This is a genomic window from Salibacterium lacus (assembly GCF_042684865.1).
In the GTDB taxonomy this organism is placed as follows: Bacteria; Bacillota; Bacilli; order Bacillales; family Marinococcaceae; genus Salibacterium; species Salibacterium lacus.
Genome location: NZ_JBHUML010000005.1, coordinates 453,329 through 478,010, shown reverse-complemented (window position 1 = coordinate 478,010; position 24,682 = coordinate 453,329). Strand labels below are relative to the sequence as shown.

Annotated in this window: 22 protein-coding genes and 1 pseudogene; 13 read left to right on the top strand and 10 right to left on the bottom strand. The window is 45.2% G+C overall.

The features are described from left to right. Positions 1 to 39: 39 nt before the first annotated feature. The 4 genes from ACFSUB_RS15510 to ACFSUB_RS15495 form a co-directional block, all read right to left on the bottom strand. Positions 40 to 573: a hypothetical protein gene (locus ACFSUB_RS15510; protein WP_380714174.1), complete on the bottom strand. Its 534-nt coding sequence runs from the start codon at positions 571 to 573 to the stop codon at positions 40 to 42. A 262-nt stretch (positions 574 to 835) separates the two neighbouring features. Then, entirely contained in the window at positions 836 to 1,210 is a 375-nt protein-coding gene (locus ACFSUB_RS15505) for a DUF779 domain-containing protein (RefSeq protein ID WP_380714173.1), read from the bottom strand. A 27-nt stretch (positions 1,211 to 1,237) separates the two neighbouring features. Then, complete coding sequence (adh, locus tag ACFSUB_RS15500; RefSeq protein WP_380714172.1) at positions 1,238 to 2,758, bottom strand: aldehyde dehydrogenase; 1,521 nt, start codon at positions 2,756 to 2,758, stop codon at positions 1,238 to 1,240. Between the two features lie 238 nt (positions 2,759 to 2,996). Then, positions 2,997 to 3,968 (bottom strand): aldo/keto reductase family protein, encoded by a 972-nt coding sequence (locus tag ACFSUB_RS15495; RefSeq protein ID WP_380714170.1) that lies wholly within the window; start codon positions 3,966 to 3,968, stop codon positions 2,997 to 2,999. Positions 3,969 to 4,193: 225 nt separating this feature from the next. Here ACFSUB_RS15495 and ACFSUB_RS15490 point away from each other — a divergent pair, with 225 nt between their 5' ends. Together ACFSUB_RS15490 and rlmD are read left to right on the top strand one after the other, a co-directional pair. Next, positions 4,194 to 5,156: a nuclease-related domain-containing protein gene (locus ACFSUB_RS15490; protein WP_380714168.1), complete on the top strand. Its 963-nt coding sequence runs from the start codon at positions 4,194 to 4,196 to the stop codon at positions 5,154 to 5,156. A 207-nt stretch (positions 5,157 to 5,363) separates the two neighbouring features. Continuing rightward, positions 5,364 to 6,770 (top strand): 23S rRNA (uracil(1939)-C(5))-methyltransferase RlmD, encoded by a 1,407-nt coding sequence (rlmD, locus tag ACFSUB_RS15485; protein ID WP_380714166.1) that lies wholly within the window; start codon positions 5,364 to 5,366, stop codon positions 6,768 to 6,770. A 301-nt stretch (positions 6,771 to 7,071) separates the two neighbouring features. Here the strand turns inward: rlmD and ACFSUB_RS15480 are convergent, their stop codons facing one another. Next, entirely contained in the window at positions 7,072 to 8,472 is a 1,401-nt protein-coding gene (locus tag ACFSUB_RS15480; protein ID WP_380714164.1) for an NCS1 family transporter, read from the bottom strand. 697 nt (positions 8,473 to 9,169) lie between these two features. Between ACFSUB_RS15480 and ACFSUB_RS15475 the strand changes: the two genes are divergently transcribed. The 4 genes from ACFSUB_RS15475 (at position 9,170) to ACFSUB_RS15460 (ending at position 13,462) form a co-directional block, all read left to right on the top strand. Continuing rightward, positions 9,170 to 10,258 (top strand): serine hydrolase, encoded by a 1,089-nt coding sequence (locus ACFSUB_RS15475; RefSeq protein WP_380714163.1) that lies wholly within the window; start codon positions 9,170 to 9,172, stop codon positions 10,256 to 10,258. 197 nt (positions 10,259 to 10,455) lie between these two features. Continuing rightward, positions 10,456 to 10,689, top strand: coding sequence for a hypothetical protein (locus ACFSUB_RS15470; protein WP_090927273.1), 234 nt, complete (start codon positions 10,456 to 10,458; stop codon positions 10,687 to 10,689). Positions 10,690 to 10,869: 180 nt separating this feature from the next. Beyond that, entirely contained in the window at positions 10,870 to 11,961 is a 1,092-nt protein-coding gene (locus ACFSUB_RS15465) for a plasmid pRiA4b ORF-3 family protein (RefSeq protein WP_380714161.1), read from the top strand. A gap of 22 nt (positions 11,962 to 11,983) precedes the next feature. After that, entirely contained in the window at positions 11,984 to 13,462 is a 1,479-nt protein-coding gene (locus ACFSUB_RS15460; protein WP_380714160.1) for an aldehyde dehydrogenase family protein, read from the top strand. Between the two features lie 267 nt (positions 13,463 to 13,729). Here the strand turns inward: ACFSUB_RS15460 and ACFSUB_RS15455 are convergent, their stop codons facing one another. Beyond that, positions 13,730 to 14,068, bottom strand: a complete 339-nt coding sequence (locus ACFSUB_RS15455; protein ID WP_380714159.1) for a hypothetical protein — start codon at positions 14,066 to 14,068, stop codon at positions 13,730 to 13,732. A gap of 357 nt (positions 14,069 to 14,425) precedes the next feature. Here ACFSUB_RS15455 and ACFSUB_RS15450 point away from each other — a divergent pair, with 357 nt between their 5' ends. The 3 genes and pseudogenes from ACFSUB_RS15450 to ACFSUB_RS15440 all read left to right on the top strand — a co-directional run. Continuing rightward, positions 14,426 to 16,327, top strand: coding sequence for an alkaline phosphatase (locus tag ACFSUB_RS15450; protein WP_380714158.1), 1,902 nt, complete (start codon positions 14,426 to 14,428; stop codon positions 16,325 to 16,327). A gap of 771 nt (positions 16,328 to 17,098) precedes the next feature. Further along, positions 17,099 to 18,202 (top strand): Gfo/Idh/MocA family protein, encoded by a 1,104-nt coding sequence (locus ACFSUB_RS15445; RefSeq protein WP_380714157.1) that lies wholly within the window; start codon positions 17,099 to 17,101, stop codon positions 18,200 to 18,202. A 149-nt stretch (positions 18,203 to 18,351) separates the two neighbouring features. Next, positions 18,352 to 18,601 (top strand): annotated as a pseudogene (locus ACFSUB_RS15440) (IS30 family transposase); the annotation flags it as partial. A gap of 400 nt (positions 18,602 to 19,001) precedes the next feature. Here ACFSUB_RS15440 and ACFSUB_RS15435 read toward each other — a convergent pair. Next, entirely contained in the window at positions 19,002 to 19,748 is a 747-nt protein-coding gene (locus ACFSUB_RS15435) for an NADPH-dependent F420 reductase (RefSeq protein ID WP_380714156.1), read from the bottom strand. A 307-nt stretch (positions 19,749 to 20,055) separates the two neighbouring features. After that, the gene (nfsA, locus tag ACFSUB_RS15430) at positions 20,056 to 20,796 is read right to left on the bottom strand and encodes an oxygen-insensitive NADPH nitroreductase (RefSeq protein ID WP_380714155.1); all 741 of its coding nucleotides are present in this window, start codon (positions 20,794 to 20,796) and stop codon (positions 20,056 to 20,058) included. Positions 20,797 to 20,927: 131 nt separating this feature from the next. On the opposite strand from nfsA, the gene ACFSUB_RS15425 reads away from it, so the two are divergent. From ACFSUB_RS15425 to ACFSUB_RS15415, 3 genes are all read left to right on the top strand, one after another. Next, entirely contained in the window at positions 20,928 to 21,299 is a 372-nt protein-coding gene (locus ACFSUB_RS15425; RefSeq protein ID WP_380714154.1) for a winged helix-turn-helix transcriptional regulator, read from the top strand. A 182-nt stretch (positions 21,300 to 21,481) separates the two neighbouring features. Continuing rightward, entirely contained in the window at positions 21,482 to 21,940 is a 459-nt protein-coding gene (fosM, locus tag ACFSUB_RS15420) for a FosM family fosfomycin resistance protein (RefSeq protein WP_380714267.1), read from the top strand. Positions 21,941 to 21,960: 20 nt separating this feature from the next. Further along, on the top strand, positions 21,961 to 22,569 hold the full coding sequence (locus ACFSUB_RS15415) for a hypothetical protein (RefSeq protein ID WP_380714153.1): 609 nt from the start codon (positions 21,961 to 21,963) through the stop codon (positions 22,567 to 22,569). Positions 22,570 to 22,640: 71 nt separating this feature from the next. Here the strand turns inward: ACFSUB_RS15415 and ACFSUB_RS15410 are convergent, their stop codons facing one another. Continuing rightward, a complete protein-coding gene (locus tag ACFSUB_RS15410) occupies positions 22,641 to 23,156 on the bottom strand; it encodes a hypothetical protein (RefSeq protein WP_380714152.1) in 516 nt (171 codons plus the stop codon). A gap of 379 nt (positions 23,157 to 23,535) precedes the next feature. Between ACFSUB_RS15410 and ACFSUB_RS15405 the strand changes: the two genes are divergently transcribed. Next, on the top strand, positions 23,536 to 24,054 hold the full coding sequence (locus tag ACFSUB_RS15405) for a YcxB family protein (protein WP_380714151.1): 519 nt from the start codon (positions 23,536 to 23,538) through the stop codon (positions 24,052 to 24,054). Between the two features lie 95 nt (positions 24,055 to 24,149). Here ACFSUB_RS15405 and ACFSUB_RS15400 read toward each other — a convergent pair whose 3' ends face one another. Next, on the bottom strand, positions 24,150 to 24,503 hold the full coding sequence (locus tag ACFSUB_RS15400) for a DUF1516 family protein (RefSeq protein WP_380714150.1): 354 nt from the start codon (positions 24,501 to 24,503) through the stop codon (positions 24,150 to 24,152). Positions 24,504 to 24,682: the final 179 nt, after the last annotated feature.

The following is a 24,682-nucleotide window of genomic DNA, read 5'->3' as shown; positions in this document are numbered from 1 at the left end:
GCACCGCTCATGGCGGTGCTTTCGCGTGGAGAAACCGGATTACTCCGGCTTTGAAGTTTGTTCGGTTATCTGATACGTTCCCGAGCGGCTGTCAAAAGAGCTTTCCCAGTCGAAGCTGTCTTCGGTTTGTTCGTATGTATTATCAAACTTTTGGCCGAAGTCGTTCCAAGTTTCGTTAAAGGAAGATTCTTCTTCCGATTCCTCCGCGGTCTCCGAATGAGACCCGTCTGAGTCGGGCTCCTGTATTCCTATGGAGGGCAGTCCGCTCCATCCGCTGCTTTCAGTACCGCCGGAAGAGCTGGATGTGTTGTCCTGCCCGAACTGATTCCAGTTCTCATCAAAATCTTCAAGTTTTTCTTCTTCGGTCCGGGTATCTTCACCAGCTTCTTCTGCTGCCTGCCGGGCTTCGTCCCAGCGCTCTTCCCACTGCTTTTCCTCCGGGACTTCCTCCGATGTTTCTTCCTGCTGCTCTTTGGTATCTTTCTGAAAGAACATGTTGTTTGAAATGGAAAAGTCGGAGAACGGGGTAGTAAGCAGCCCGGCTCCTAGAAGCAATCCTGCTGCAATTTTCAACCGTTCATCTCCTCCTGAATCTTATCTGTTAGTATAACGGATTAATACCCGCGGCGGATGTTCAAAAACGACCAGATTCCCGTACCTACTGATACAATAATCGTGAAAATAATAAACCAGTGCGGCATGTCAGACCGTCTCCTTTCGAAAAAAATAGCAGAATTCTCCTTACTGTAAAGAATAGTAGGAAAGCGGTGAAAAATCAACACGAACGTGTGCTTAGTATCAGAAAAAAAGCAGCGAGGTATACCACCCCGGCTGCTCAGTACGCGGTTTCTTCCTTTTTCATGGCTTCTTGTTCATCTTGTGAGTACATGCGCGAACGGGTGAGAAAACGTCTGCCTTCCGGGCCGTCGAGGGAGAACATGCCGCCGCGGCCGTCCACAACGTCAATGATGAGCTGGGTGTGTTTCCAGTACTCGTATTGATCCTGGGACATATAAAACGGCATGCCTCCGATATCGCCGAGGTAGACATCACTGTCTCCAATACGGAATTCACCTTCTGCAAAGCACATCGGGGAGCTGCCGTCGCAGCATCCGCCGGATTGATGGAACATGAGCGGTCCGTGTTTATCCTCCAGTGTCCTGATGAACGCGAGAGCTTCCTCTGTCGCTGTGACCCTGTCAACTGTCATCTGCATTCATCCTTTCTGTATCAAGGGTTAGAAAAATCCGAGCCCGGTGTCTCCATAGTTGATGAGCAGATTTTTCGTCTGCTGGTAATGACCGAGCATCATCTTATGGTTTTCGCGGCCGATGCCGGATTTTTTGTAGCCGCCAAACGCCGCATGCGCCGGATAATCATGGTAGCAGTTCGTCCAGACCCGGCCCGCCTGAATTTCGCGTCCGAAACGGTAGGCGGTGTTCATGTCGCGGGTCCATACGCCGGCCCCGAGGCCGTACAGGGTATCATTGGCGATTTCAAGCGCCTCTTCATTCGTTTTAAATGTTGTCACCGCAAGTACTGGTCCGAAAATTTCCTCCTGGAAAATACGCATCTTATTGTTGCCCTTAAAGATGGTCGGCTGCACATAATAACCGCCTGACATCTCGCCGTCCAGTTCATTCACTTCACCGCCGGTAAGGAGCTCGGCGCCTTCCTGTTTTCCGATATCAAGGTAGGAGACAATCTTGTCCATTTGTTCCTTGGAGGCCTGGGCGCCCATCATCGTTTCCGTATCGAGTGGATGACCGGCCTGAATGGCTTCCACCCGCTTCAACGCCCGTTCCATAAATTCATCATAGATGGATTCATGAATGAGGGCGCGGGACGGGCACGTGCAGACTTCGCCCTGGTTGAGGGCAAACATGACGAAACCTTCTACGGCTTTATCGAGAAATTTATCGTCTTCTTTCATCACGTCGGAGAAGAAAATGTTCGGTGACTTGCCTCCGAGCTCAAGTGTGACCGGAATGATATTTTCCGAGGCATACTGCATAATGAGCCGTCCGGTTGTCGTTTCGCCGGTGAAGGCGATTTTAGCGATGCGGCTGTTGGAGGCAAGCGGCTTCCCGGCTTCTGCGCCGAATCCGTTCACGACATTCAATACGCCCGGCGGCAGAAGGTCTTTTATAAGGTCAAGCAGTACATGGAAGGATGCCGGTGTCTGCTCTGCGGGTTTCAACACGACGCAGTTGCCTGCCGCAAGCGCGGGTGCTACTTTCCAGGTGGCCATCAGAATCGGAAAGTTCCACGGAATGATCTGTCCGACCACCCCGAGCGGCTCGTGAAAATGGTACGCCACCGTATCATCATCAATCTGGCTGATCGAGCCTTCTTCGGCCCGGATGACACCGCCGAAGTAGCGGAAGTGATCGACCGCCAGCGGAATATCGGCATTCAGGCACTCCCGGACCGCCTTGCCGTTGTCCCACGTTTCGGCCACCGCAAGCATTTCCGCATTCTCTTCGATACGATCTGCGATTTTATTTAAAATATTCCCCCGTTCCGAAAGCGACGTGCGGCCCCAGGCGTCCATTGCCTGTTCGCCTGCATCGACTGCTGCTTCCACATCATCAGCTGTGCCGCGGGAGATCTGGCAGAATACCTCGCCGGTAACAGGGGAGACATTATCAAAATATTCTCCTTTGGCCGGAGCTTTGTATTCCCCGCCTATAAAATGGTCATAACGTTCGTTGAACTGCACGAGACTGCCGGGTGTGTTCGGTGCATCATAGCGCATAATGAAATGTCTCCTTTCAAAATAGGGTTGAAGAGCCTGGTCATAAATGATGACTTACAGTTCAGTCATAGACGGAGAAAGAATCAGCTCCTTTCTTTATGAAACCGCTGTCATATTCATTTTACTACAGGCAGGGATAGAAATGAAATAAGTCTTTGGAAAGAAAAACCTGTTCCGGGCCGGACCGGAACAGGTTCGTGGATGACACAGCGGCGTCGTGGTGCCTGTGCATCCTGTGTTAGGTTTTAATTTCTTCAATGACTTTTAGAATTTCTTCGATTTCTTCCAGAATATCATCACCCAGCTCTATTTCGGTGGCCTGCAGGTTCTCTTCGAGCTGAGACGGGCGGCTGGCACCGACAATGGCGGAACTGACGCCGGGTTGGCGCAGAATCCAGGCAAGCGCAAGCTGGGAAAGTTTGACGTTGAGTTCCTCATGGGCAATCTTTTCGAGCCGTTCGACCTGCTCAAGAATCGGTTCGGCGAGAAATCCGCTTACAAACTTTCCGATATCTTCATGGGCGGCACGGCTGCCTTCCGGGTATTTCTCCTTCGGTTTGTATTTTCCGGTGAGAACACCCTGGGCAAGCGGCGAGAAGACGACCTGGCCGATACCGGATTTCTGGCTGACGGGAAGCACTTCTTTTTCGATGTAGCGCTTGATCATGTTGTAAATCGGCTGATTTGAAACCGGCGCATGGAGGTTGCGGTCTTTTGCGGTATGCACGGCATCGGTAATCTGGGCCGCCGACCATTCGCTGAACCCGTAGTACAGCACTTTGCCCTGCCGGACGAGGTCATCGAGCGCCATCAACGTTTCTTCGACGGGCGTTTCGGTGTCAAAACGGTGGCACTGATAGAGATCGATATAGTCCACACCGAGCCGTTTCAAACTGGCATCGCACTGCTCCATAATATGTTTGCGGGACAAGCCTTTGTCATTCGGGCCGTCTCCCATTGGAAAATAGACCTTCGTCGCCAGTACATAGCTGTCGCGCTCGAATTCGCGGAGAGTGCGCCCTACGACTTTTTCCGCTTCCCCGCGGTTGTACACGTTAGCGGTATCAAAAAAATTAATCCCGCGTTCATAGGCGGTGCGGATAATATCGGCCGCGTTGTTGTCCTCCACGGTGGATCCGTACGTAAGCCAGCTGCCGAGCCCGATTTCACTCACTTTGAGTCCACTGTTTCCAAGTCTCCGATACTGCATGACAAATACCTCCTTTTGTCCATCATACCTGAAAAAAAAGATTGGAACAATTTTGATATTTTTATTATAATAAGAAAGCAGCTCGGATCGGTGTATGCGGATTAGTAGGCGTAACGGGCGATTTGCCGGTGGATTCGGGCGAAATCGTGTCGAAAGCGGGCGAAACCATGTCGATTGCAAGCGGAAATGAACATTAGCCGGCGAAACGAAAGGAACGTGATGTGCTTGATTGAAAAACCCCGAACCATGCCTCTTTATCTCCAGAAACTTCAGGCGCTCGACCGGCGTCTTCCAGCTCTTCATCCGAAACGAGCCGAAGTGGAAAATGAACTTGCCAGGTGGAGGGCCGGTTTCAAAGGAGAACAGTCGATAGACTACCATCTCGGATTTCTGAACGAGGATTGGCGTATTCTCCATAACCTCCGCCTGCACGACGGCACGCGCTCTTTTCAGATTGATACACTCCTCCTCACGACCTCATGCATCATCCTCGTTGAAGTTAAAAACATCACCGGTATTCTCACCTTGGACGCTGAATTCCATCAGCTGATCCGGTTCGATAATGAAAAAGAAGAAGCATTTCAGCATCCGGTTCATCAATCAAACAGACATAAAATGCAGATGGGCTGGTGGCTTGAGCGGAATCAGATACCTTCTCTTCCTATAAAGACCCTTATTGTTATGGCTCATCCACGATCCGTGTTGAAACGTAAAAACGGCACCGCCGGCATGTATCCCCAAGTGATCCCCGCTTACCTGCTGCCTGATAAAATTCATGAGCTGCACCGTCACTATCCAGCTCCCGTCTTATCCGATGCGGATGTCCGCGAACTTACCCGTCTTCTCCTTGCTGCAAACTCTGAATCTCCGCAGAACCCGCTGCACCGCCATCATATCCCCTCTTCGGATCTGGTGAAAGGCGTGTTCTGCCAGGCCTGCGGCAAAACGGTCATGCAGCGCATCCACGGAAACTGGCTGTGTCCACACTGCGGGTATACCTCGAAAAATGCCCACCACCAGGCACTGCAGGATTACGCATTTCTTATTCACCCCAGTATCTCCAATCAGGAAGCGGCCTCTTTTCTCCATATTTCATCTCCTTCTACCGTGAAGCGGCTGCTAGGCTCTCTGTCTTATCCTGCATCTGGATCCGGTCGGGCGGTGAAATACAAGATTCTGCTGGATTGAAAATCAGGGAAGAGGGGAGGCGGCAGTATGTTTAATCGGGCGAATGTTTGTCGATTGCGGGCGAAATCATGTCGAAAGCGGGCGATATGACTCCCGTTTCGAGCGAAAACCACATTATTTCGAGCGAATCCCCATCGAGCCAGCCCTCTTCCATATGTGTTAAAATAGCGGACAGCACAGATTCATCGAGAGAAAGGATCAACTATTATGGCAAAGAAGCAGCACACGGATGCGCCGGTACAGAAAAATGACGTTATCACCGCGGTGATCGAGGACCTTACCCATGAAGGGGACGGTGTCGCGAAGGTGGACGGGTACGCGCTCTTCGTCCCGTACGGCCTCCCCGGCGAAACCGCGCAGATCAAAGTCCTCAAAACGAAAAAAGGCTACGGCTTCGGACGGATTATAGAGCGGATCGAAGAAAGCAGCGAACGTACCGAAGCACCGTGCCCGATCTATTACCAATGTGGCGGCTGTCAGCTGCAGCACATGACTTACGACGCCCAGCTCCGGTTCAAACACAAACAGGTGCAGGACGCCATCACCCGTATCGGCGGGATCGATAACATCCCCGTTCATCGGGCGATCGGCATGGAAGACCCGTGGCGTTACCGCAACAAAGCCCAGGTCCCGGTCGGCACACGCAGCGACGGTCATCTGAAAGCCGGCTTTTTTCAGAAACGGTCGCACCGCATCATGGACATGGAAAGCTGTATCATCCAGAAAGAAGCGAACGATGAAGCGGTGCAGACCGTCAAACGCATCGCTGATCAGCACAACATCAAAGCTTATGACGAGGAAAACGCCCGCGGCACGCTCCGCCACGTCGTTACGCGCCAGGCCCATACCACCGGAGAGCTTATGATCGTGCTCGTGACCAACGGCCCCGACCTGCCGCACAAAAAGGATATCGTCCGCGATATCACCGAAGCGATGCCAAACGTCACCTCGATCATGCAGAACATCAACACGAAACGGACCAATGCCATTTACGGAGAAAAAACAACCCTCATCTGGGGGAACGAACACATTTACGACACGATCGGAGGCATCTCTTTCGCCATATCGGCGCGTTCCTTTTACCAGGTGAATCCGGAGCAGACGAAAGCACTCTACGACAAAGCACTGGAATACGCCGACCTGCGCGGTAACGAAACCGTCATCGACGCCTACTGCGGCATCGGCACGATTTCTCTCTTTCTCGCGCGAAAGGCCCGTCACGTCTACGGCGTCGAATCCATTCCGGAAGCAGTCACCGATGCCAAACGAAACGCCGAGCTGAACAAGCTCGACGACATCACCACCTTTGCCGTCGGAGAAGCCGAAGAACTCGTTCCCTGGTGGCACCAAGCAAACGGTCTCCAGCCCGATGTCTTCGTCGTCGACCCGCCCCGCAAAGGCTGCGACGAAAAGCTTCTACAGACCATGATCGACATGCAGCCGGAAAAAATCATCTACGTCTCCTGCAACCCGGCGACACTCGCCCGGGACCTCAAGATTCTCGAAGACGGCGGGTACGCGGCCAAAGAAGTGCAGCCCGTTGACATGTTTCCGCAGACGAACCATATCGAATCAGTGACCCGGCTGGAAAAGAGAGCTGAGAAAAGTGTTTGATTGAAGCGGGGAAAAGGGGCGGATTCCTGAGATCCTGCTCCTTCACTGCCGCCCTTTTTCTTTTGTGAAAATAAACCTGAAAAAACGCCGCGAAATCGGGATAGGGTCAGACTGCTTTAAATGAGTCAGCCGGTATTGTCGCTTCTCGTCCTGGACTCCTGTGGTTTCAACCTAGTCGGCCTGCTTAATTATTTGGAGCCCGGAAATTGGCAGCTGTTAGGTTTGCACCAAAAAAAGGCCATGAAAGTCACTACCAACTTATAGAAAGGATAGTGATTTTCATGACCCATTCTATTCCATATTATAGATTTTTTGATTTTGTTTTTTCTGTTCCATTCATCCACCCATCTGACTTATCCTCAAATATGGAATCTTTTAAAAAGTTTTTATTAATTGGCAGGTACCTCATGAGTAAATAATAAGATAATCCAGCTGGAACTAAACTGATAAACCATGCAATCTCAACAACGGTAAAGCCAACAAGTGCTCCAACGATAATTGCTATGATTCCCGGCCAGTTAATACCTTTGTAAAATCCATTGCTGTTGTAGAGCTCTTCTATATTTAAGTTTCGTCTGCGGACAATGTAATAGTCAACAATCATAACAGCAAATATTGGTCCCAAAAATCCTGAATAGATTTGCACAAAAAGTTGAAATACATCCGAGGTTTGAATGATCCAAGGAAACGTAAGTACCGCCAGGATCCCAATGCCAATCGATGTTTTCACATATGGTGCTCTAAAAACATCCATAATGACATACGTTGCAGGAATGGCATTGTTGACGACGTTCGTTGTTACTTGCGCCAGGGCAATAAAGAATAATAGAACAATAAGTACAGTGCTGTTAGGCATTACCTCCACAAAGACTGTGACAGGATCCCAGGAGCCTGTCGCTCCAGCTACCATAATTCCAATAACTCCCATGAACGTTGTAATAGGAACAAAACCAACCCAGTGTAAAATAGACATTAAAGTAGGTGTTGCTTTAGTATCTACCTGCCGGGTTAAATCGCTAATGTTCAGTGCCACCGTATTAAAATTTGCCAAAAACGCGGTAACACCTCCCCAAAAGGCTAATCCCCAGGTCCCTTCAGTAGTTATCAGCTGTCCCACTTCAGCATTAAAGTTTGTATAAACGACATAGAACATATATCCAAGCCCTATGATTAAGCCGATGGCACCAATGTTCTCCAACCATTTGACCCCTTTAAAACCAGTGGCCGTAAGAACAATTTGTAGAATTTGAAAGGTAATAAAATATAAAACGATATTATCGTAAGCCATGAGTTCGATGGATACAGCGTTCATAGCTGATGCACCTATCCAACTTTGTATACCATACCAAAAGACTGCAGGCGCCGCCCGAATAAGACCGGGAATTTTTGCTCCTGTCATTCCAAAAGATGTCCGTAACTGTACAACAAAAGGAATTCCATATTTATGACCTGGACGTCCGTTGATACTCATAGCAATGGTTGCAATCGTTAATCCCACGACAGCAGCTAAAGTTCCCTGCACTAAATTCAATTCCCCATCCGGGACAATGACGCTTGCTCCCAGCATAAAAGCATTGATGGCTACAGCAGCTCCAATAAGCAGTAACAGGTAAGAAACCCTATCGAGCGTTCGATGTTTTTGTGGTGTTAAATTTTCTTGGTTAAAACCGCTGGACTGTATGTTTTGGGTTGTATCAACCATTTTAAGCATTTCCCCTTAGATAGAATCAATGGTATTTTTCTATATGCTCCTTCTTTTTAACATTGCATAGAAATCCAAAACCTGCTTGAAAGCTGCTATTTTTTTATGTATAAAAAGCCCCCTCCGTAAAATAAATCATAATCAAAACTGATACCCAGCCTTTCTTTCAGCATTTTATCTTCAATTTTATTAACTTTTCTGACAGATATTATAAGGTTACTTCTCCCCCTCGTCATTGTGTATATTATCTAAAAACCCGCGATTTTCTTTGGTTGAAAAGGCTAATAAATAATCTTGATTTTCCTCTGTTTAATAGTCGTATTCGTATCAGTTTCCGCTTCACATCACTCCATGACAGGTGTTCACGAATAATCTCCTGGATTTCCGCGGATATTCAGACTTCACCCATCGAATGTGAGAATTCTTCACACAGAAAAATTTTTTATAAAAAAACGGAGCGCGGGAGGTTTCCCGGGCTCCGTCTTAAAGGAATTTATTCAGCCCGGTAGTTGTTCAGTTAGGAAGGATGAATTATCATAAAGCACAGGTTTTGTATGAAAAGGGGCTTGCGACCGCCGAAGATAAGGAAGACAGGAAAGCATTAGATGAACGTCTGGAAAAGCTCAAGTGAAACTCTGAAGCTGTATCATTACGCTCCCGTGCTGAGCACAGAAGCGTTTTTTAAAAGGAGTATACGATGAAATTACTTTTAGTAATAATCGTCGGAGTGTTGATGCTTTTAATCATTATTCCAACCATTATGGTGTATGTAGTAAAAATGAAACACTTATCAAAAACAAAAGAAGACCTTCTCACCTATATTGAAGAACACCGAGACGCCTGCTCAGTAACTTTATTGGAAAATAAGAGTAAGTTGCTCACCTTCAATGAAGATAAAGAAATGCCGCTTGCAAGTACTGTTAAATTGATTTACCTTTTCACCTTGGTTGAAGCGGTAAAAGAAAAGAAAGTCGTGCTTGATAAGAAGGTTAAAGTAGAGGATCTTGATGACCTCTATTTCGAGAATACGGATGGAGGAGCTCATCCAAGATGGAAGACAGAGAATAATATAGGGGATGAGGTCAATCTGTTTCAAATCGCACAGGGTATGATGCAGTTTAGTTCAAATGCGTGTACGGACTTTCTTTTTCATGAGTTAGGTGCAGATCGTATTAATCACACTCTTACAAAGTACAGTCTCCATCCTCATTCAGCGATTTATGCTTTTAGTTCAGCAATGTTGATTCCTGCCTATTTAAAAGTTGAGTATGGCTGGAAGAAAGCACAGATGGCTCAGACGATAAAAGAGATGAATCAAAACGAATTCGAGAACTTGTCCAATACGATGTTACATAACGTGTTAAACAAAAAGGCAGGTCCCTATCTCAAGGAATTGTCGACCATTAACGATATGACTGTTCAGCGTGTTTTGATGGATAAATTACCTTCTTCCACGACAGAACAATACGCAGCGTTTATGATGAGGGCAGGCGAATCGGATGATTTATCGGATAATGACAAGGAATTGGTTGACCGCATTCTTGGAAGAGCAAACGAGAGCGGAAAGCGGCGGTGGTTTAAGGGAGGATCAACAGCGTTTACACTGACTTCAGCGATGTATCAAACGGATGGTCAAGACTCGGCAGCTCTTTCCGTGTTTGTTCAAGATGAAAAGCGGTATGAATTGTTGTGGATACGGAAAGTCTTTCATGATTTCTTAAACGCGATGGTGGAAGATGGTGAGTTTAGGGAGAAAGCGATTAGTAAGTTAGGGAATACGGAATAGGTGATCCGGCAATGTCCCGGAATATCTTTTTTCTCAGGAAATGCCGTTCCCAATTCAAGAACTAAATCTTAGTGGCCATTTAATTTTGAAAGAAAGCAGTTTAATTAGGACAACTTCATAGTAACGTTTAAGGTGCTGTCCTTTTTTGTTACAATCAAATCAGTATAAGGTATGGAAATTGAAGGGGGAGGGCAAATATGAAAAAATATTTGGTGTTTATAGTTAGTTTTGGGCTGCTATACGTCGTGTTTCAGATTTTATCGGGCACGATACTAACATCTATGTTTACTCCTGATTTCTCGAGTGGGGGAAGTTTTTCAAGTCAAGAAATAACTTTTGGGACTCGTTTAGGTTCTTTCCCTATAATGATGGGGCTGTTGATTGCCACTTCAGCCTATTTCATTTCAAATAAAGTGGCAAATTTTAAGTAGTTGTGAGGTGCTGTCACTCGAAGAGGGCAGCACTTTTTTGATGCTTACAAAAATCACTGAACACGTTATCTATGATTGGTTAAAGGGAAATGTGATATAAATGTAGAAAAGGAAACACAGAACCTTGAATATTCTACATCCATATACGGGTAGTACCCATTTCATAGATGGAGGGATCCTATGCTGATTCAGTGCACGAAAGCACTGCGTGAAGAAATGGAGATAAAGGATGAAGATCTGGCTGCGGCGGACAAACCCCGGGACCGTTCCGACCTTCTTACGGGGTGGCATGCGAATGTGATCATGATAGGGGACCGTCCTGCTGTTTTGCTAATGAATGATGAATCGAGATATCCGATTGTTATCGGCGAGGTGGAAGATGAAGATTTTTCGGAAATGCCGGACCTGATGGCTGAAGCGATACGAGAGGTTCTGCGGATGGAAGGAGTCCGGGAAGACGTGCTGGAGCGCTATATGTCAGAGGGCGGCGGCTTAGTTATCTCGAAAGCATCGGATCAACGTTGGATTGGGAAAATGAATCGTGCGGCGGTGGACGTGGAATTTGAGGGGTCCTATATCGAAGAAAACCGAAAAATCCAACGACCTCTCAGCATGAAGGCAGCCCGGATGATACAATCGGAAGGAGAACAGGACGCATTTTTCCCGGCGGAGCGGATGGTGGAGTGCCTTGGCCGGATGTATGACACGGCGGAGGTACTCGATGTGGAGCTGTATCAGCTGCATATTGAGCTGCCATTGAAGAAACATAACGTTTGGAGACGGGTGTATGTGCCTGCCACATTTACGTTTGAACATCTCCATCAGGTCATCCAGGTCGTATTTGAATGGAAGGACTCGCATCTTCATCAATTTTTTGCAGGCAGAAATGGACAGGAACCCATGACCATTGTCATGGACGGCGCGCTGGATATGCTGGATGTTATGGATACCGGCAAATCGGAAGTACGACTGGAACATATCACTCCACTGAAAGACATACTGCCGGATTACACAGACATCACCTACCAGTATGATTTCGGAGATGACTGGCAGCACACCATTACATTCGAAAAGACACTTTCTGCCGTTGCACGGCGTGCCGTGTACGTGGAAGGACATGGTGACAGCCCACCCGAAGACATAGAAGCAGAACGGGGATTGGAAAGCTACGTCATGGCATTGATAAAGGAACAGGAACCGGATGCAGCTTATACCTTCCTCAACGAGCGTCTGAGAAAAATCCCCACAGCATACACGCTGGCTTTGCTTTAAATAAAAAAGGAGGGACTCCCCTATGTATGAACAGGAATTGACCGTAGATGGAGTTATCAATGGAGAAAAAATAAAAGCCGAGACGTATGAAACGCGGGAAAATCCTGCTCATCCAAAGCAGACGGCCGGGTTTTCCCCCGTCAATACAGAAGAGGATGCCGTCCGTGCAATTGATGCAGCGGATGACGCGTTTCTCGATTGGACGAACCGTCCGGTGAACGATCGGATTCAGCGGATGAGAAAAGCGATTCAAAAGATAAAAGATACCACGCCGGCGATCAAGGAACTGTTATCGAGAGAACACGGGAAGCCGTTGTATGATGCGGAAGGCGAAATCGGCGTGTCGCTCGCGTGGATGGAATTCGCGTGTGACAACGTGGAAGACGTGCTGAAAAGCGAAGTGAACGAAGACGAAAACGGCAGAACCATCATCGCCCGCGACGGCATCGGTGTCGTTTCCGCTATTTCGCCCTGGAACTATCCGCTGTCTCTATCCACCATAAAAATCGCGCCGGCTTTGCTCGCCGGTAACACGATGGTGCTCAAGCCAAGTCCTTACGCTCCGCTTGCAGTGACCAAAGTGACGGAAATGATCGCCGAAGAAATGCCGGACGGGGTGTTGAACCTTGTTCACGGGGATGCCGATGTTGGGAAGGAATTAACCTCCAATCCAAAAGTGGCGAAGATTGCATTCACCGGCGGGACAGAAACAGCCAAACATATTATGAAAGCAGCCGCCGATACAATCAAGAATATGACGCTTGAACTGGGCGGAAATGATGCCGCCGTCGTACTGAGCGACTTTGATGTGAACGATGAGCGGGCGATGCGCCGCATGGTCATTTCCAATTTTCTCACCGCCGGTCAGATCTGCATGATTGCCAAGCGGATCTATGTGGACCGCTCGATTTACGATCAATTTGTCAAAAAGTACAAAGAAGCGGCGGATCAATGGATCAGAGTCGGTGACCCGGTTGACGAAAACGTCACGATCGGGCCGATCAATAACAAACAGCAGGTCGATCACGTGCAGAACCTGCTGGATCAGGCGGAAAATAACGGCGCCGAGGTCATAAAGCTTGGCACCATTCTGGATGAGGATGTATTCCATGAAGGGTATTTTATGCAGCCGACGATGGTACTTGGCGTGGATCACGAGGATCCGATTGTGGAAAAAGAGCAATTCGGACCGACCGTACCGATCCTGCCGTTTGACGGAGATGAACACGGTATTGAACTCGCCAACAGCAGTATCTACGGGTTGACGAGCTCGGTATGGGGTGAAGAAGAACATGCAGTGAAGGTCGCGCGCCGCATTCAGGCCGGGACCACCATGATCAACACCGCGGCTGTCCAGGGGCTCGATGTCCGGTACCCATTCGGCGGTGTGAAACAGTCCGGCATCGGGCGCGAATACGGCGAAGAAGGCCTGCTCGCCTACACCGACACCCACGTCATCAACATCCCAAACAACGGCGACCTGCCGTATATCCCGGAATAACCGGTAACGCTCCTGTGCTGAGCAAGCACAGGAGTTTTTTAAGAGGAGGAATGCGTCCGGGGCCCTGCAGGGGCAGCTGAACGACAGAGCCAGCTTAGTTATGAATCGTTTCCAGCGAAAAAGCGTCTGTTTCGAGCGAATTCCTGTCGAAATCGGGCGAAACCATGTCGAAATCGGGCGGAAACCCAACGTTTTCGAGCGGAAAACAACATGCTCATCTCCATCCTTGTTATGTATCACAGCGGGCTCTCTTTGATTGTGTTATCCTTATTCATTGCTTTCTTTCCTTTTTACGAGGACGAAACCAATCAGCACAAAAATGATAGCAGAAATAATGCCGCCTTTAAGCAGCAGTAAGACATATTCACCGAGGTTGGAGGTGGTTGTTTCCGTCACGGTTACACCAGGGGACGGGGCATTTCTATCCACGTGCTTATAAGGGGTGAAAAGAATCATTACACATAAGCCGGTGACAAATCCATAAAGACTGCTTTTTAGTACTATCCGCTCCAATGTATCAGCACACTCCTCTGAAAAAAGAAAATAGTCTCTGGAAAAATTATCATAGGAATGGTTGAATGTAAATGTGAGATGCTGTCGCTCCAAAAGGGCAGCACCTTTTTACGCTTACAAAACATCACTGGAACCCGTTATCGAAAGAAAAAACGCACGAGGGCCTGAAAAACCGCTCACGAAGCGTTTGAGCAGGAAGTGTTGCATGTAGGTTGAGAAACCGTCTCCAAAAAAAATGTTGCGTTGTTGGACGTCTAACCTTTATGATTAGTATAGTATTCCTTTAGAAAGGAGTTTGATGCGAATTTTTTGAAAGCGTTTTCTTCATTAAATCAGCTGAACAGAACTTATTGTTTTCCATCTGTTCCAATTGACAAGGGCGGGAAATCCTTCTTAAAATTAAGGAAAATTTCAAACATTCAGCAAATAATGAGGGGGGAGGATGTAAAAATGAAAGCACAGACAAAGTGGATGACTGCTTTGACATCCGTTGTAGTTGCAGCAGGGGGTATACTGGGGTATTCAAATCTAACCGAAGCTGATGAATCATCCGGGGTGCCTTCTTCCGGAGAAAACAGCAGTCCGGAAAATGTCATTGTCATGATTGGAGACGGTCTTTCCGCCGGTCCAATGGAAATTGCCCGAAACCTTGAAGGCGGTAAAGATACGGATTTGTTTATGGAATCCCTGGATGATGTGGGTATGATGAGGACCTATTCAGATGATAACGCCGTAACGGATTCTGCCGCTGCCGGTACAGCTATTGCCACCGGCTCTAAGACGTATAACGGTGGCATCGGCGTTGATGAAGATGGTGATGAGGTCGAAAGCATACTGGATCAATATCAAAAGGATGGAAAAAAGGTAGGGGTTATTTCAACAAATACCGTAACGGATGCCACACCTGCCGCTTTTACCGCAAGTGTTTCTGATAGAAGCGGCCAGGCGGATATTGCCCGCCAGCAGTACGAAGCTCAGTATGACGTGATGCTGGGAGGCGGCGGAGATTATTTCTCAGCTGAAGCCCAGGACGGCACGGATTTAACCCAAGAATTTGTGGAGGACGGCTATGAGTATGTCACAGATGAAGAAAGCCTGAACGAGGCTGGAACGCCGGATAAACTTCTTGGTCTTTTCAACGATTCTTACATGAATTACAAAACAGACCGGGATAACGTGGATAGCGAAGAACCTTCTCTTGAAGAAATGACAAGCAAAAGCCTGGATGTCCTTTCACAGGATGACGAAGGGTTTTTCCTGATGGTGGAAGGAGCCCGCATTGATCATGCCGCTCATGCTGCAGACGCCACCGGTGTTTGGCAGGAAACCATGGAATTCGATCGTACTGTGGAGCAGGTCACCAATTGGGCGGAAGAACGGGGTGACACCCTTGTCCTTGTGGTTTCTGATCATGACACGATGGGGATGTCCATGACGGAACCGATGGACGTCGAAAGCCTTCGAGATATTGATGTGTCTCCGGAGTATATGGCACAGGAACTCGAAATGGATGATGAGACGGGAACGTTTACCGAGGAAAGCATTAGAAACGTGTTCTCTGAATATGCCAACATGGAAATCTCTGAAGAACAAGTAGCCTCATTACTTGAAAGAATCGAAAACGAGGAAGGCAGCATCCGCCCGATTCACGAAGTAGGCTGGGAAATCGGCAGTCTGATAGCCGAAGAATATAAAGTTGGTGTTGTTGACTCGAATGTCCGCAGCGAAAGCAGTACAGGGGGTCACACTGGTAATGCTGTTCCTGTCTTTGCCACAGGAGAAGGGAGTGAGTCATTTAACGGGGTATTCGATAACACCGAAATCCGAAATAAAATCCAGGAAGTGACGGAAAGCGGAGAGAAAGAAGAGAACAAGCAAACAATGTCATATACGGATGTGTCGGATAGTCACTGGGCTTTTGAATCACTTTCATGGGCAGATCAAAGGGGTCTGATTGATGGGTATGACGATGGAACGTTTCGTCCGAGTAATGCGTTAACAGAGGCGCAGTTTGCGAAAATGCTATTGGAATTTTACGGGGAATCGGAAGTTGGCTCTCCGGATGGTCATTGGGCGGACGGTATCTATAACGCTTTAGAAGAGAAAGGGCCTCCATTAAATGGGTACACAAACGAGTCAGCAAGGAACAATTCAGTTACGCGTGGAACGGTAGCGGAAGTACTCGCCCATATGAATGGAAATGAATACGGGCAAGAACGAGCGATTGAGTGGATGTATGAGAACGATATAACAACAGGACGTGTCGAAGGGGAAACGGAAACAGAACGTTATGATGCGGATGGAGAATTGACCCGAGCACATGCAACAGAATTTTTTAAAGCTTTAGAATAACTCACCGCATTATTAGTAACCTCTTTGTGATTAGTATATGAGCAGGGAAGATAAATGGGGACTATGCCAAGAGCTTAAAAACACACCCTTAGAAGCAGGGTGTGTTTTTAATGCTGCTGTAAAGGGATTGTGTTTGGTTGTGGAAAAAGGAATACAAGGCGGTTACGATAGACAATGATATATAAGCATTCCTAAATAGATGCAGACTTCCCGACACCTGGAATAAGAAATTACAATCGTTTGCTTGTTGAAAAGAAAAGCTATCTGGTTCTTACGGACTGGGAAATCTGTATAAGGAATATTTTAATGCATAAGGAGAGATGTCAGGTGGCTGATGTAATAAAATATGGCTTCAACAAACAATTTTTATTTTCGTTCGGAGCCAACGTTCAGAGGGTGTATCCTGCCTTTGAAGCGGAACGTTTCGCAGAAGCTGTGACGGCGGAGGGTGGGAAGGGCTGCCCTTTAAAAAAAGGATACGCCGCATCAGCACCGTACTGGGAGACTATTTACCAACGGACTACCAGGAGGCACTTGCGGTTCTTTATCAAATCGAAGAAGAATGCACCGGGCTCCGGCATTTATTTTTCCCTGATTTTGTGGAAGTTTACGGCTTAACGGAAGAAAATGGGGAGGCATCGATGATAGCGCTCGAGCGCTTCACAAAAAGATCGTCCGCGAAGATAACCAAATAACGTCGTTTGTTTTTTGGAAATGGAAAAAAGATTTCAATGGTTTACAGCGTTGATTATGAAAAAGGAGTTGTTTCTCATGGACAAAAAAGTACGAGCAGGTATTATAGGCGGATCAATTAATAACGGATGGGCTAGAGGGACACATATTCCAGCAATGGAGCACCTGAATGAGCTTGAGCTTAAAGCAGTTGGAACCAGCAATATGGACAGTGCCAAGAAAAGCGCTGAGGCCTTCAAGGCAACTCATGCTTTTGATAAAGTGGAGGATTTGGCTCAACATTCCGATGTGGATATGGCAGTCGTCAGCATCAACGTAAAGGAACATTATGATGCAGTAAAAGCTATTATTCCTGCCGGCAAACCGATTTATTGTGAATGGCCTCTGGGCTCAAATACAACGGAAGCGCTTGAAATGCAGGAATGGGTGGATTCCCGGCAATTGCCCAATGCGATTGGATTGCAGGCAAGACAGGCACCAGCCATCAATTATGTGAAAGATTTATTGGCGGAAGACTATGTTGGAAACGTTTTGTCAGCCAACTTAAAGATGTCTATTGATGCAATGGGTGGAGTGGCTGACAAGGCTACTGCGTACTTATTTGATCGGAAGATAGGAGGAAACTTGCTCACGATTGTTGGCGGCCATAATCTTGATGCCTTCACCTATATGCTTGGTGAATTTAAAGAACTGTCAGCCGTCACAGCGCAACAATTCCCTGAAGTCGAATTGACGGATGTCCAAAAAGTCATTGAAAAAACGACAGATGATCAAATAATGATTACAGGAAAATTAACCAACGGCGCAGCAGCCAGCGTTCATGTACAAGGAGGGGTTAAGCACCAAACAGGGCTTACTCTTGAAATTTTCGGAGACAAGGGCACAATCGTACTCAATGCGCCTGGTTCCATTCAATTTGGATCACACCAAGTACTAGGTGCAGGCCCTACGGATCAAGAGCTTCATGAATTAACAATCCCAGATACTTATTACTGGATACCAGATTCCCTTAAAAACGATGCAGGGTTAGTGCTGAATGTCGCTCAGGCGCACAGTAAGTTTGCTAAAGATATACAAGAAGGAACATCCCTAACTCCTGGTTTTGCGGATGCGGTAAAACTTCATCAGCTTCTTGATGCAGTAGAAAAAGCAGCACAAACCGGTGAACGCCAGTATTTATAAAACCTCTTACGATTTATGCGATGAAATGACCGTTATTTTAAAAGAAAAGTATATACTCTTTCTTCACATTGAAATTCATTTATTAATTTGATAATGTTTTATTCCTTAGGGGGCCTTCGGCACCACCGTCCACTTGTACTCAGGAACAGGCTTTTCAAACGGCCACGGTGGACCGGGGGAAAAGAATTCGCCTGTTATCCAACAATCGAGCAGGAATGCAGCATCGATGTTTATTTTGCCGATCCTTATTCATCCTGGCAGCGAGGGGGCAATGAATAGGCAAAAGGCCTCCTTCGCGAATTCTTTCCCAAAGCAAGTGATGTAGCCCAGGTTACCGAAAAAGAGCTGGAACGAGCACCAGCCCTTATCAACGGACGTCCGAGAAAATGTTTGGGCTGAAAAACCGCCCACGAAGCGTTTGAGGAGGAAGTGCTACACTTAGCTTGACAAACCGTCAAATTTTAAAAATCGCTTGATTCCGTTATAAGGCCAGATTATTGAGTAACTCTTATATTACGTAGTAAACATATACTGTGTAACGGTCTTCATTTTTAGGTAACCTTGTGAAAGAATGTACTTAAGCGAATGGTCAGGTTAGTGGAAAAAAGTCATACTTAGATTCTGTTTTTGAAAAAAATTGAGATCGAACTGGAAGGATTTTTGTAAGTTCTCAGAATTACCAATAATATTCATGCTTATTTGGAGGAAAAAAAGAAATAGGTAAACATATATCTACACAAGTTATGAGAATAAATGGATACACAAAAAGGTGCGCTCTGATTGAGTGCACCTTTTGTTTTTATGAATTGTATATTTCTCTGTTAATATTCACAATATCCTTATGTGATACTTCCCCTTCCTTGTTTTCTGCAAAGAGTTCTGCAAACCGCTCCATCGCCTTGTCTCGTAGTAATGGTGCTTTTTCTTTGTTTGCCTTTTTCAACGCTTCCGTCAGTTCATTTTTTGTTAGCTCCGTGCAGTAAGCAGGAGTTCCCGGCTGTTGTCTCCAAGAATCACTTAAAGAACCACTATCTACTGTGTCAAAGCCTAGCTCGTTTACTACGTCCATGATTACTTGTTTTTGTGATAGGTCATTACCAGCAACTGAAATAGCAATTCGTCCACTAGAATGTTCGGATGTTCCTTCATTTTCTAAAGTATGGGCTAATAAGTTATTAAAAGCTTTAATGATAGGTCTGCCTAATTGATGTGAAACCCAAACACTTTCAACCATCCCGTTCTCAATTTCTTCAATTTTGCCGTCTCTATGAGGATAATAATTTGAAGTATCTACAATGATCACTTCCTCCCCGACTTGATCGATGATGTGCCGAATGCTTGGCATTGCTTTTACAGGGAGAGAAGTGATAAGAACATCAATATTTGTAATTGCATCTTCTACATGAACAGGTGTTCCGCCAAGCTCTTTTCCTTCTAAACGTTCAATTTCTCGTGCATCTGCAATTTTGACATCATGTCCATTATTAACTAATTTTTTCGAAATAATTGACCCAATTGGCCCTGCACCTATAATTCCAAACCTCATTATTGTTCCTCCTAAAGAATTTGTATATAAAGAATTATTCTGAATCATATGTTTATCAAACGGTAAACATATATTCAATAGATATTAAAAACGTATTGAATGTTTCTGTTACATATACTAGTCCACAAAACCATGACTGACGACATCGGGTGCTTTTAAATACCAGCTATATTATATGGATAGTCCAAATTCACATAATAATCCATTTTAAAATCTCCAAGATTTAAATTCTCCACCATAACCAACTACTAAATTGCAGTGCAAATTTCATTTAGTAATTGAATTTCTAACATTCTATCTATCATCTCTATTTTTTGGCATAACCTTGCTTGTTTAAGAAGCGAAGCATGTTAGGTAGTATGCTTCTTTCTAAATGATCATCGATATGATCGCTCCAACCTTTGACTTTCCTAGCGGTGAATGGTGCTCTAATTGGTCTATTTTCATAGTAATTTCTCATCTCTTCATCATATTTTTCAATATCTTCTAAATTAAATGGTTCATATTTGTTTGTATGCATTACGATTGACTGAGGAAGACGTGGTTTTAAGTCACTTTTTTCTTCAGCTGGGTAACCGATACATAACCCAACAATTGGAATAACATACTCTGGTAATTCAAGATATTCTGTTAATTCTTCGATATTTAATCTAACAGCACCGATATATACACCACCAAGTCCCATTGATTCAGCAGCTACCATAGCATTTTGTGACATTAACCCAGCGTCTACAGCGCCTATTTGTAGGAACTCTGTATAAGAGATATCGACATGTGGAGCAATTTGGTGATTACGATTAAAATCAGAACAGAATATCCAAAATTCCGAAGCGTCTTGAATATATTGTTGATCCCCACATAATTTCATAATTTCTTTTCGCGCTTTTTCATCTGTAATACGAATTATGGATACTGCTTGCAACAAACTGAATGAAGATGCTTGATTTGCAGCTTTAAATATATGGTTAACTTGTTCTTCTGATAATTTTTTATTTTTAAAACTTCTCACTGAACTATGATTTTGTAATAACGAAATTGTTTCGTTCATATTTATCCTTCTTTCATTTTTATTATTTTTGATATACACTATATTAAAGTTGTTAGCATATCTATGGAAGAAGGCAATAAAAAAAGACATAGTACTAAATATTGTACTATTGTACAGTGGGGGGCTTTTTGATGGTTAAGATTTGTAACTATGGATTTGATAAAAAGGTTATAGAAGAACACAGAGACATCTATGGTATCGCTTATACACAAAATATTATTTCAGGACGTTATAAAAATTTAATTATATGGTATTTGAAGGAAAAAGATAGAAGATATAATCAGATTAAAAAATTTCTTGAAAGTATCTCCCAAGGTTCATTAACAAAACAACTAAGAGAATTAGAAAAAGACGGTATTATAAATAGGACTGCTTATCCTGAAGTGCCTCCAAAAGTTATTTACGGTTTAACAGAAAAAGGTAAGCAGTTATTACCTATCATAGATATGATGGAGAATTTTGGGAAAGAGCACGGAGAGCAGCCTGAAAAACAGGAAAATTAAATATTAGATGCTAAAAACCCCTGCCTAAATAGTAGGGGTTTTTGTTAAGAAAGCGTTATGGTGTAACTGCTAGATTAGAGTTAGCACTTTTTCGTTACTAATCCCTCTCTGATCAGCTATACTAAAAGGAACTATAAATGCTGGTCTGGGGGAAACGAAAGGTGAGTAAAATGAAAAATCATATGCGTATTCATGACTTATTAGAAGCAATAGAGATAGTGTATATAAAGGGTCTGAATCATTTTTTATTTTCAGTGTCTGACCTGGAGAAGTCCATTCGTTTTTATCAAAACGTGTTTGAGGCAACATTGCTGGTAAAAGGCAGACACACTGCTTATTTCGACTTGAACGGAATGTGGCTCGCATTGAATGTGGAAGAAAATATCCCCCGCGGTGACATTCACGCGTCTTATACTCATATCGCCTTCTCCATTGAAGAGGCCGATTTTGAGAGGGTGTACAAAAAGCTTCTGGATCTGGGTGTCACGATTTTACCGGGACGCGAAAGGGAGGAGAGGGATAAGAAATCCATCTACTTTACGGATCCGGATGGGCACAAGTTTGAATTTCATACAGGAACCCTGCAGGATAGATTGGATTATTATAAAGAAGAAAAGCCGTATATGGAATTTTACATATAACCCGAGAGGAGGGAAACATAGTGTTATTTACTAGACAATCTAAACTTTTACTTTGTGCTGTGTTTACTTTAGTTCTTGGCGGAACTTTTAGCGGCAGTGCGTCAGCACAAGAATTGTACGAAGTAGATCTGCCTGAAGATGAATTTAAAAAAGTGTCTGTTGAACAATTACAGCTATCTCATGTCCAAAAGGATTCTTTCTCATTTTCGTCAGACTATACATTTATCCATAACAACGGTGACAAAATGGACCCGCAAACAGTCAGTGCTTTAATAGAAGGTAGAGCGGGTTATAAAGAGGACGGAAATTTGGTTGGTATCGGTATATCATATGGCGGCAAAAAAACGGACTTTTTCTTCTCAAATGTTTCGGAGAATGAATATAATAAAGCTGCTCAAGAAAGCTTGGCCGGGGAGAGCAGTGACAGCCCGCTGAACCATGCTTTAAAGGAAGCAGAAACATTCGCTGAACGTTCGAATGACCATTCAAATTTTGATGAAAAACAAGGGATTCAAGCAACGGATAAACCATGTTGGGATGGTTGTGAATACAATGGCAGTGATATGTTAGACGAGATCTTGAATGTGACTGAGCCACTTGGTTTGAAAGATTTTCCCCTGATGACATAGAGATTGGGAGTATAGCGTGAAAGCACACTCTTAGCAGCAGGGTGTGCTTTCCCTTTTACTGTAAAAGGATGTTATTCTGTTTGAGGGCTCTTTTTACTATGTATGTTTTTCTTGGTTTCAGGGGAGAAAACGGGATTGGGCTGTGGTAAAAAGTAATGCAGTGCGGCCATGACAGGCAGTGATATATAAGCATTTCTAAACAGATGGATGGTTTCTGACAGCCCTAAATAAGAAATCACTATATTGTAATCGTGCAAGGACAAAAGAGCAAGGGACGTCACTGTAAAGAATATACTTTGAAAGAGTTTAGTCTTCTTTATCGTAAAAGCATACATCGAAAATGGTACGATAAAAAAGAGATAAGCCAGCAATACATGAGGAAGTTCAGTATAATAAATATCAAATCCAGTAGGAAACCCTTCAGGTACAAATTCAGCACCATGATACATGGTGGTATAGTATTCATGCAGAAAAGGCATAACATGATCGAGAATCACCTGGATGCCGCAAGCAATAACTGCCAGACAAAAGATTCTCGCAAAATTTGTGCCGGGGTATTCATAGGGCTTCCACTCATGCCAGTTCAATTTGATACTCCTTTTCCTCCATACTTTTGTTTCCCGTTTAAGACAAAGAAGAAGGGTATTATACTCTTCCTCCTATCTGAAAAGAAAATAGATTATGGAAAAATTATCATAGGAATGATTGAATGTAAATATGAGGGGATAGTTCTGGATACAGGGTCTGAGTCATTTTTTCTGTAGTGGTTCGGGATTGTTCTTGTTTATGGCACCAAAAAACGTATAAATACGATTAGTTGAATGTAACCAGCTCGGACGTTTCCAGCGAAAAAACGGCTGTTTCGGGCGGATTCCTGTCGAAAACGAGCGAAACCATGTCGAAAGCGGGCGGAAACCCAACGTTTTCGAGCGAAACACGAATACAACGAGCAAAGGAGTAACAACTATGGATACCACAGAAGAATCCACCGTCACAGCAGAGGGGAGGCTCGGCTTTCACGATGCGCTGCAGCATTTTCGTCTTCATACGATGAGAAAAATGGTGGTCATCGGCGTCATTGCTTTCATTCCCATTTACATCGTATTTCACCTGCAGTTTGCGATGGGAGTGATAGGTACGGCTGCCATCACCCTTTTGGTTGAAGCGGCGGGCATGCTTACAGGATGGATGATCATAAAATATAAATTGAAAAAACAAAATCAAAGTAACTCCATGATGGAGGACGGGGTAACGTACATATTCCAGCAGGACGGCTTTTATGAAAAAAGGACGAAGGAGCAGCCCTTTATGGAATGGCGCCGGCTTCACGGAGTACGTGAGCGCCGTGACTTTTTTCAGTTATACCTTACGAAGGAGCGGGCTGTTGTCGTGCCGAAACATTTCTTCGCAGGCGAAACTGAGATACAGCAACTGCGCGACATCCTCCGTCATCAGAAAGCATTGCAGAACGTCAGACTGCGCTGACATGTTCCCTTTCGCAGCCTGTTCCCCACATAACAGAAAATCTGATGAAAAAGGCTGTTCCGTGTGTTCATCACAAAAGGAACAGCCTTTTTGATTTACAGGGAAATTCCCTGCGGCAGCAGCATTCCGGTGAGAACGGTCAGTGTGAGAATAACAAGGACGACGACGAGAAAGGGTCTTGGGGCGTCATTTTTTTTATAATGACTGAAATAGATTTCGATCAGTCCGATGCTGATGATGCCGAGCGCCAGTTTGCCGAGACCTCCAAGGTTAACGGGAACGAGACCAAGAAGCAGGAACCCTGTCATAATAGCTGCGAGATAAAAGAGCCGAAGCAGATTGTGGACAATCAAGGCTGTTTTTTTCATCTGTCTGCTGTAAAGGTAATGGACGACAGCGAACAGCAGGATGATGACGCTAACCGCGCCCAGGTGATAATGAACTATCATAGCGACCTCCGTATCGGCTCAGGATAATTTCATTATAACGCGTTGGCGTCGCGGGACGCATTAAATGAAAAAAGAACCAAAGAATATACGACGCACTGGAGTAATTACGTGTTTTATTGATTCCTTTTTACCATGAACATGGGTAAAAAGAATCGTCTCCCTTTCGCAAAAATGGATTT

Coding starts and splice junctions, on each gene's coding strand:
- ACFSUB_RS15505 (WP_380714173.1), bottom strand. CDS start 1,210: ATGACAGTTGACAGGGTCACAGCGACAGAGGAAGCTCTCGCGTTCATC.
- adh (WP_380714172.1), bottom strand. CDS start 2,758: ATGCGCTATGATGCACCGAACACACCCGGCAGTCTCGTGCAGTTCAAC.
- ACFSUB_RS15495 (WP_380714170.1), bottom strand. CDS start 3,968: ATGCAGTATCGGAGACTTGGAAACAGTGGACTCAAAGTGAGTGAAATC.
- rlmD (WP_380714166.1), top strand. CDS start 5,364: ATGGCAAAGAAGCAGCACACGGATGCGCCGGTACAGAAAAATGACGTT.
- ACFSUB_RS15480 (WP_380714164.1), bottom strand. CDS start 8,472: ATGGTTGATACAACCCAAAACATACAGTCCAGCGGTTTTAACCAAGAA.
- ACFSUB_RS15475 (WP_380714163.1), top strand. CDS start 9,170: ATGAAATTACTTTTAGTAATAATCGTCGGAGTGTTGATGCTTTTAATC.
- ACFSUB_RS15470 (WP_090927273.1), top strand. CDS start 10,456: ATGAAAAAATATTTGGTGTTTATAGTTAGTTTTGGGCTGCTATACGTC.
- ACFSUB_RS15465 (WP_380714161.1), top strand. CDS start 10,870: ATGCTGATTCAGTGCACGAAAGCACTGCGTGAAGAAATGGAGATAAAG.
- ACFSUB_RS15460 (WP_380714160.1), top strand. CDS start 11,984: ATGTATGAACAGGAATTGACCGTAGATGGAGTTATCAATGGAGAAAAA.
- ACFSUB_RS15450 (WP_380714158.1), top strand. CDS start 14,426: ATGAAAGCACAGACAAAGTGGATGACTGCTTTGACATCCGTTGTAGTT.
- ACFSUB_RS15445 (WP_380714157.1), top strand. CDS start 17,099: ATGGACAAAAAAGTACGAGCAGGTATTATAGGCGGATCAATTAATAAC.
- ACFSUB_RS15435 (WP_380714156.1), bottom strand. CDS start 19,748: ATGAGGTTTGGAATTATAGGTGCAGGGCCAATTGGGTCAATTATTTCG.
- nfsA (WP_380714155.1), bottom strand. CDS start 20,796: ATGAACGAAACAATTTCGTTATTACAAAATCATAGTTCAGTGAGAAGT.
- ACFSUB_RS15425 (WP_380714154.1), top strand. CDS start 20,928: ATGGTTAAGATTTGTAACTATGGATTTGATAAAAAGGTTATAGAAGAA.
- fosM (WP_380714267.1), top strand. CDS start 21,482: ATGCGTATTCATGACTTATTAGAAGCAATAGAGATAGTGTATATAAAG.
- ACFSUB_RS15405 (WP_380714151.1), top strand. CDS start 23,536: ATGGATACCACAGAAGAATCCACCGTCACAGCAGAGGGGAGGCTCGGC.
- ACFSUB_RS15400 (WP_380714150.1), bottom strand. CDS start 24,503: ATGATAGTTCATTATCACCTGGGCGCGGTTAGCGTCATCATCCTGCTG.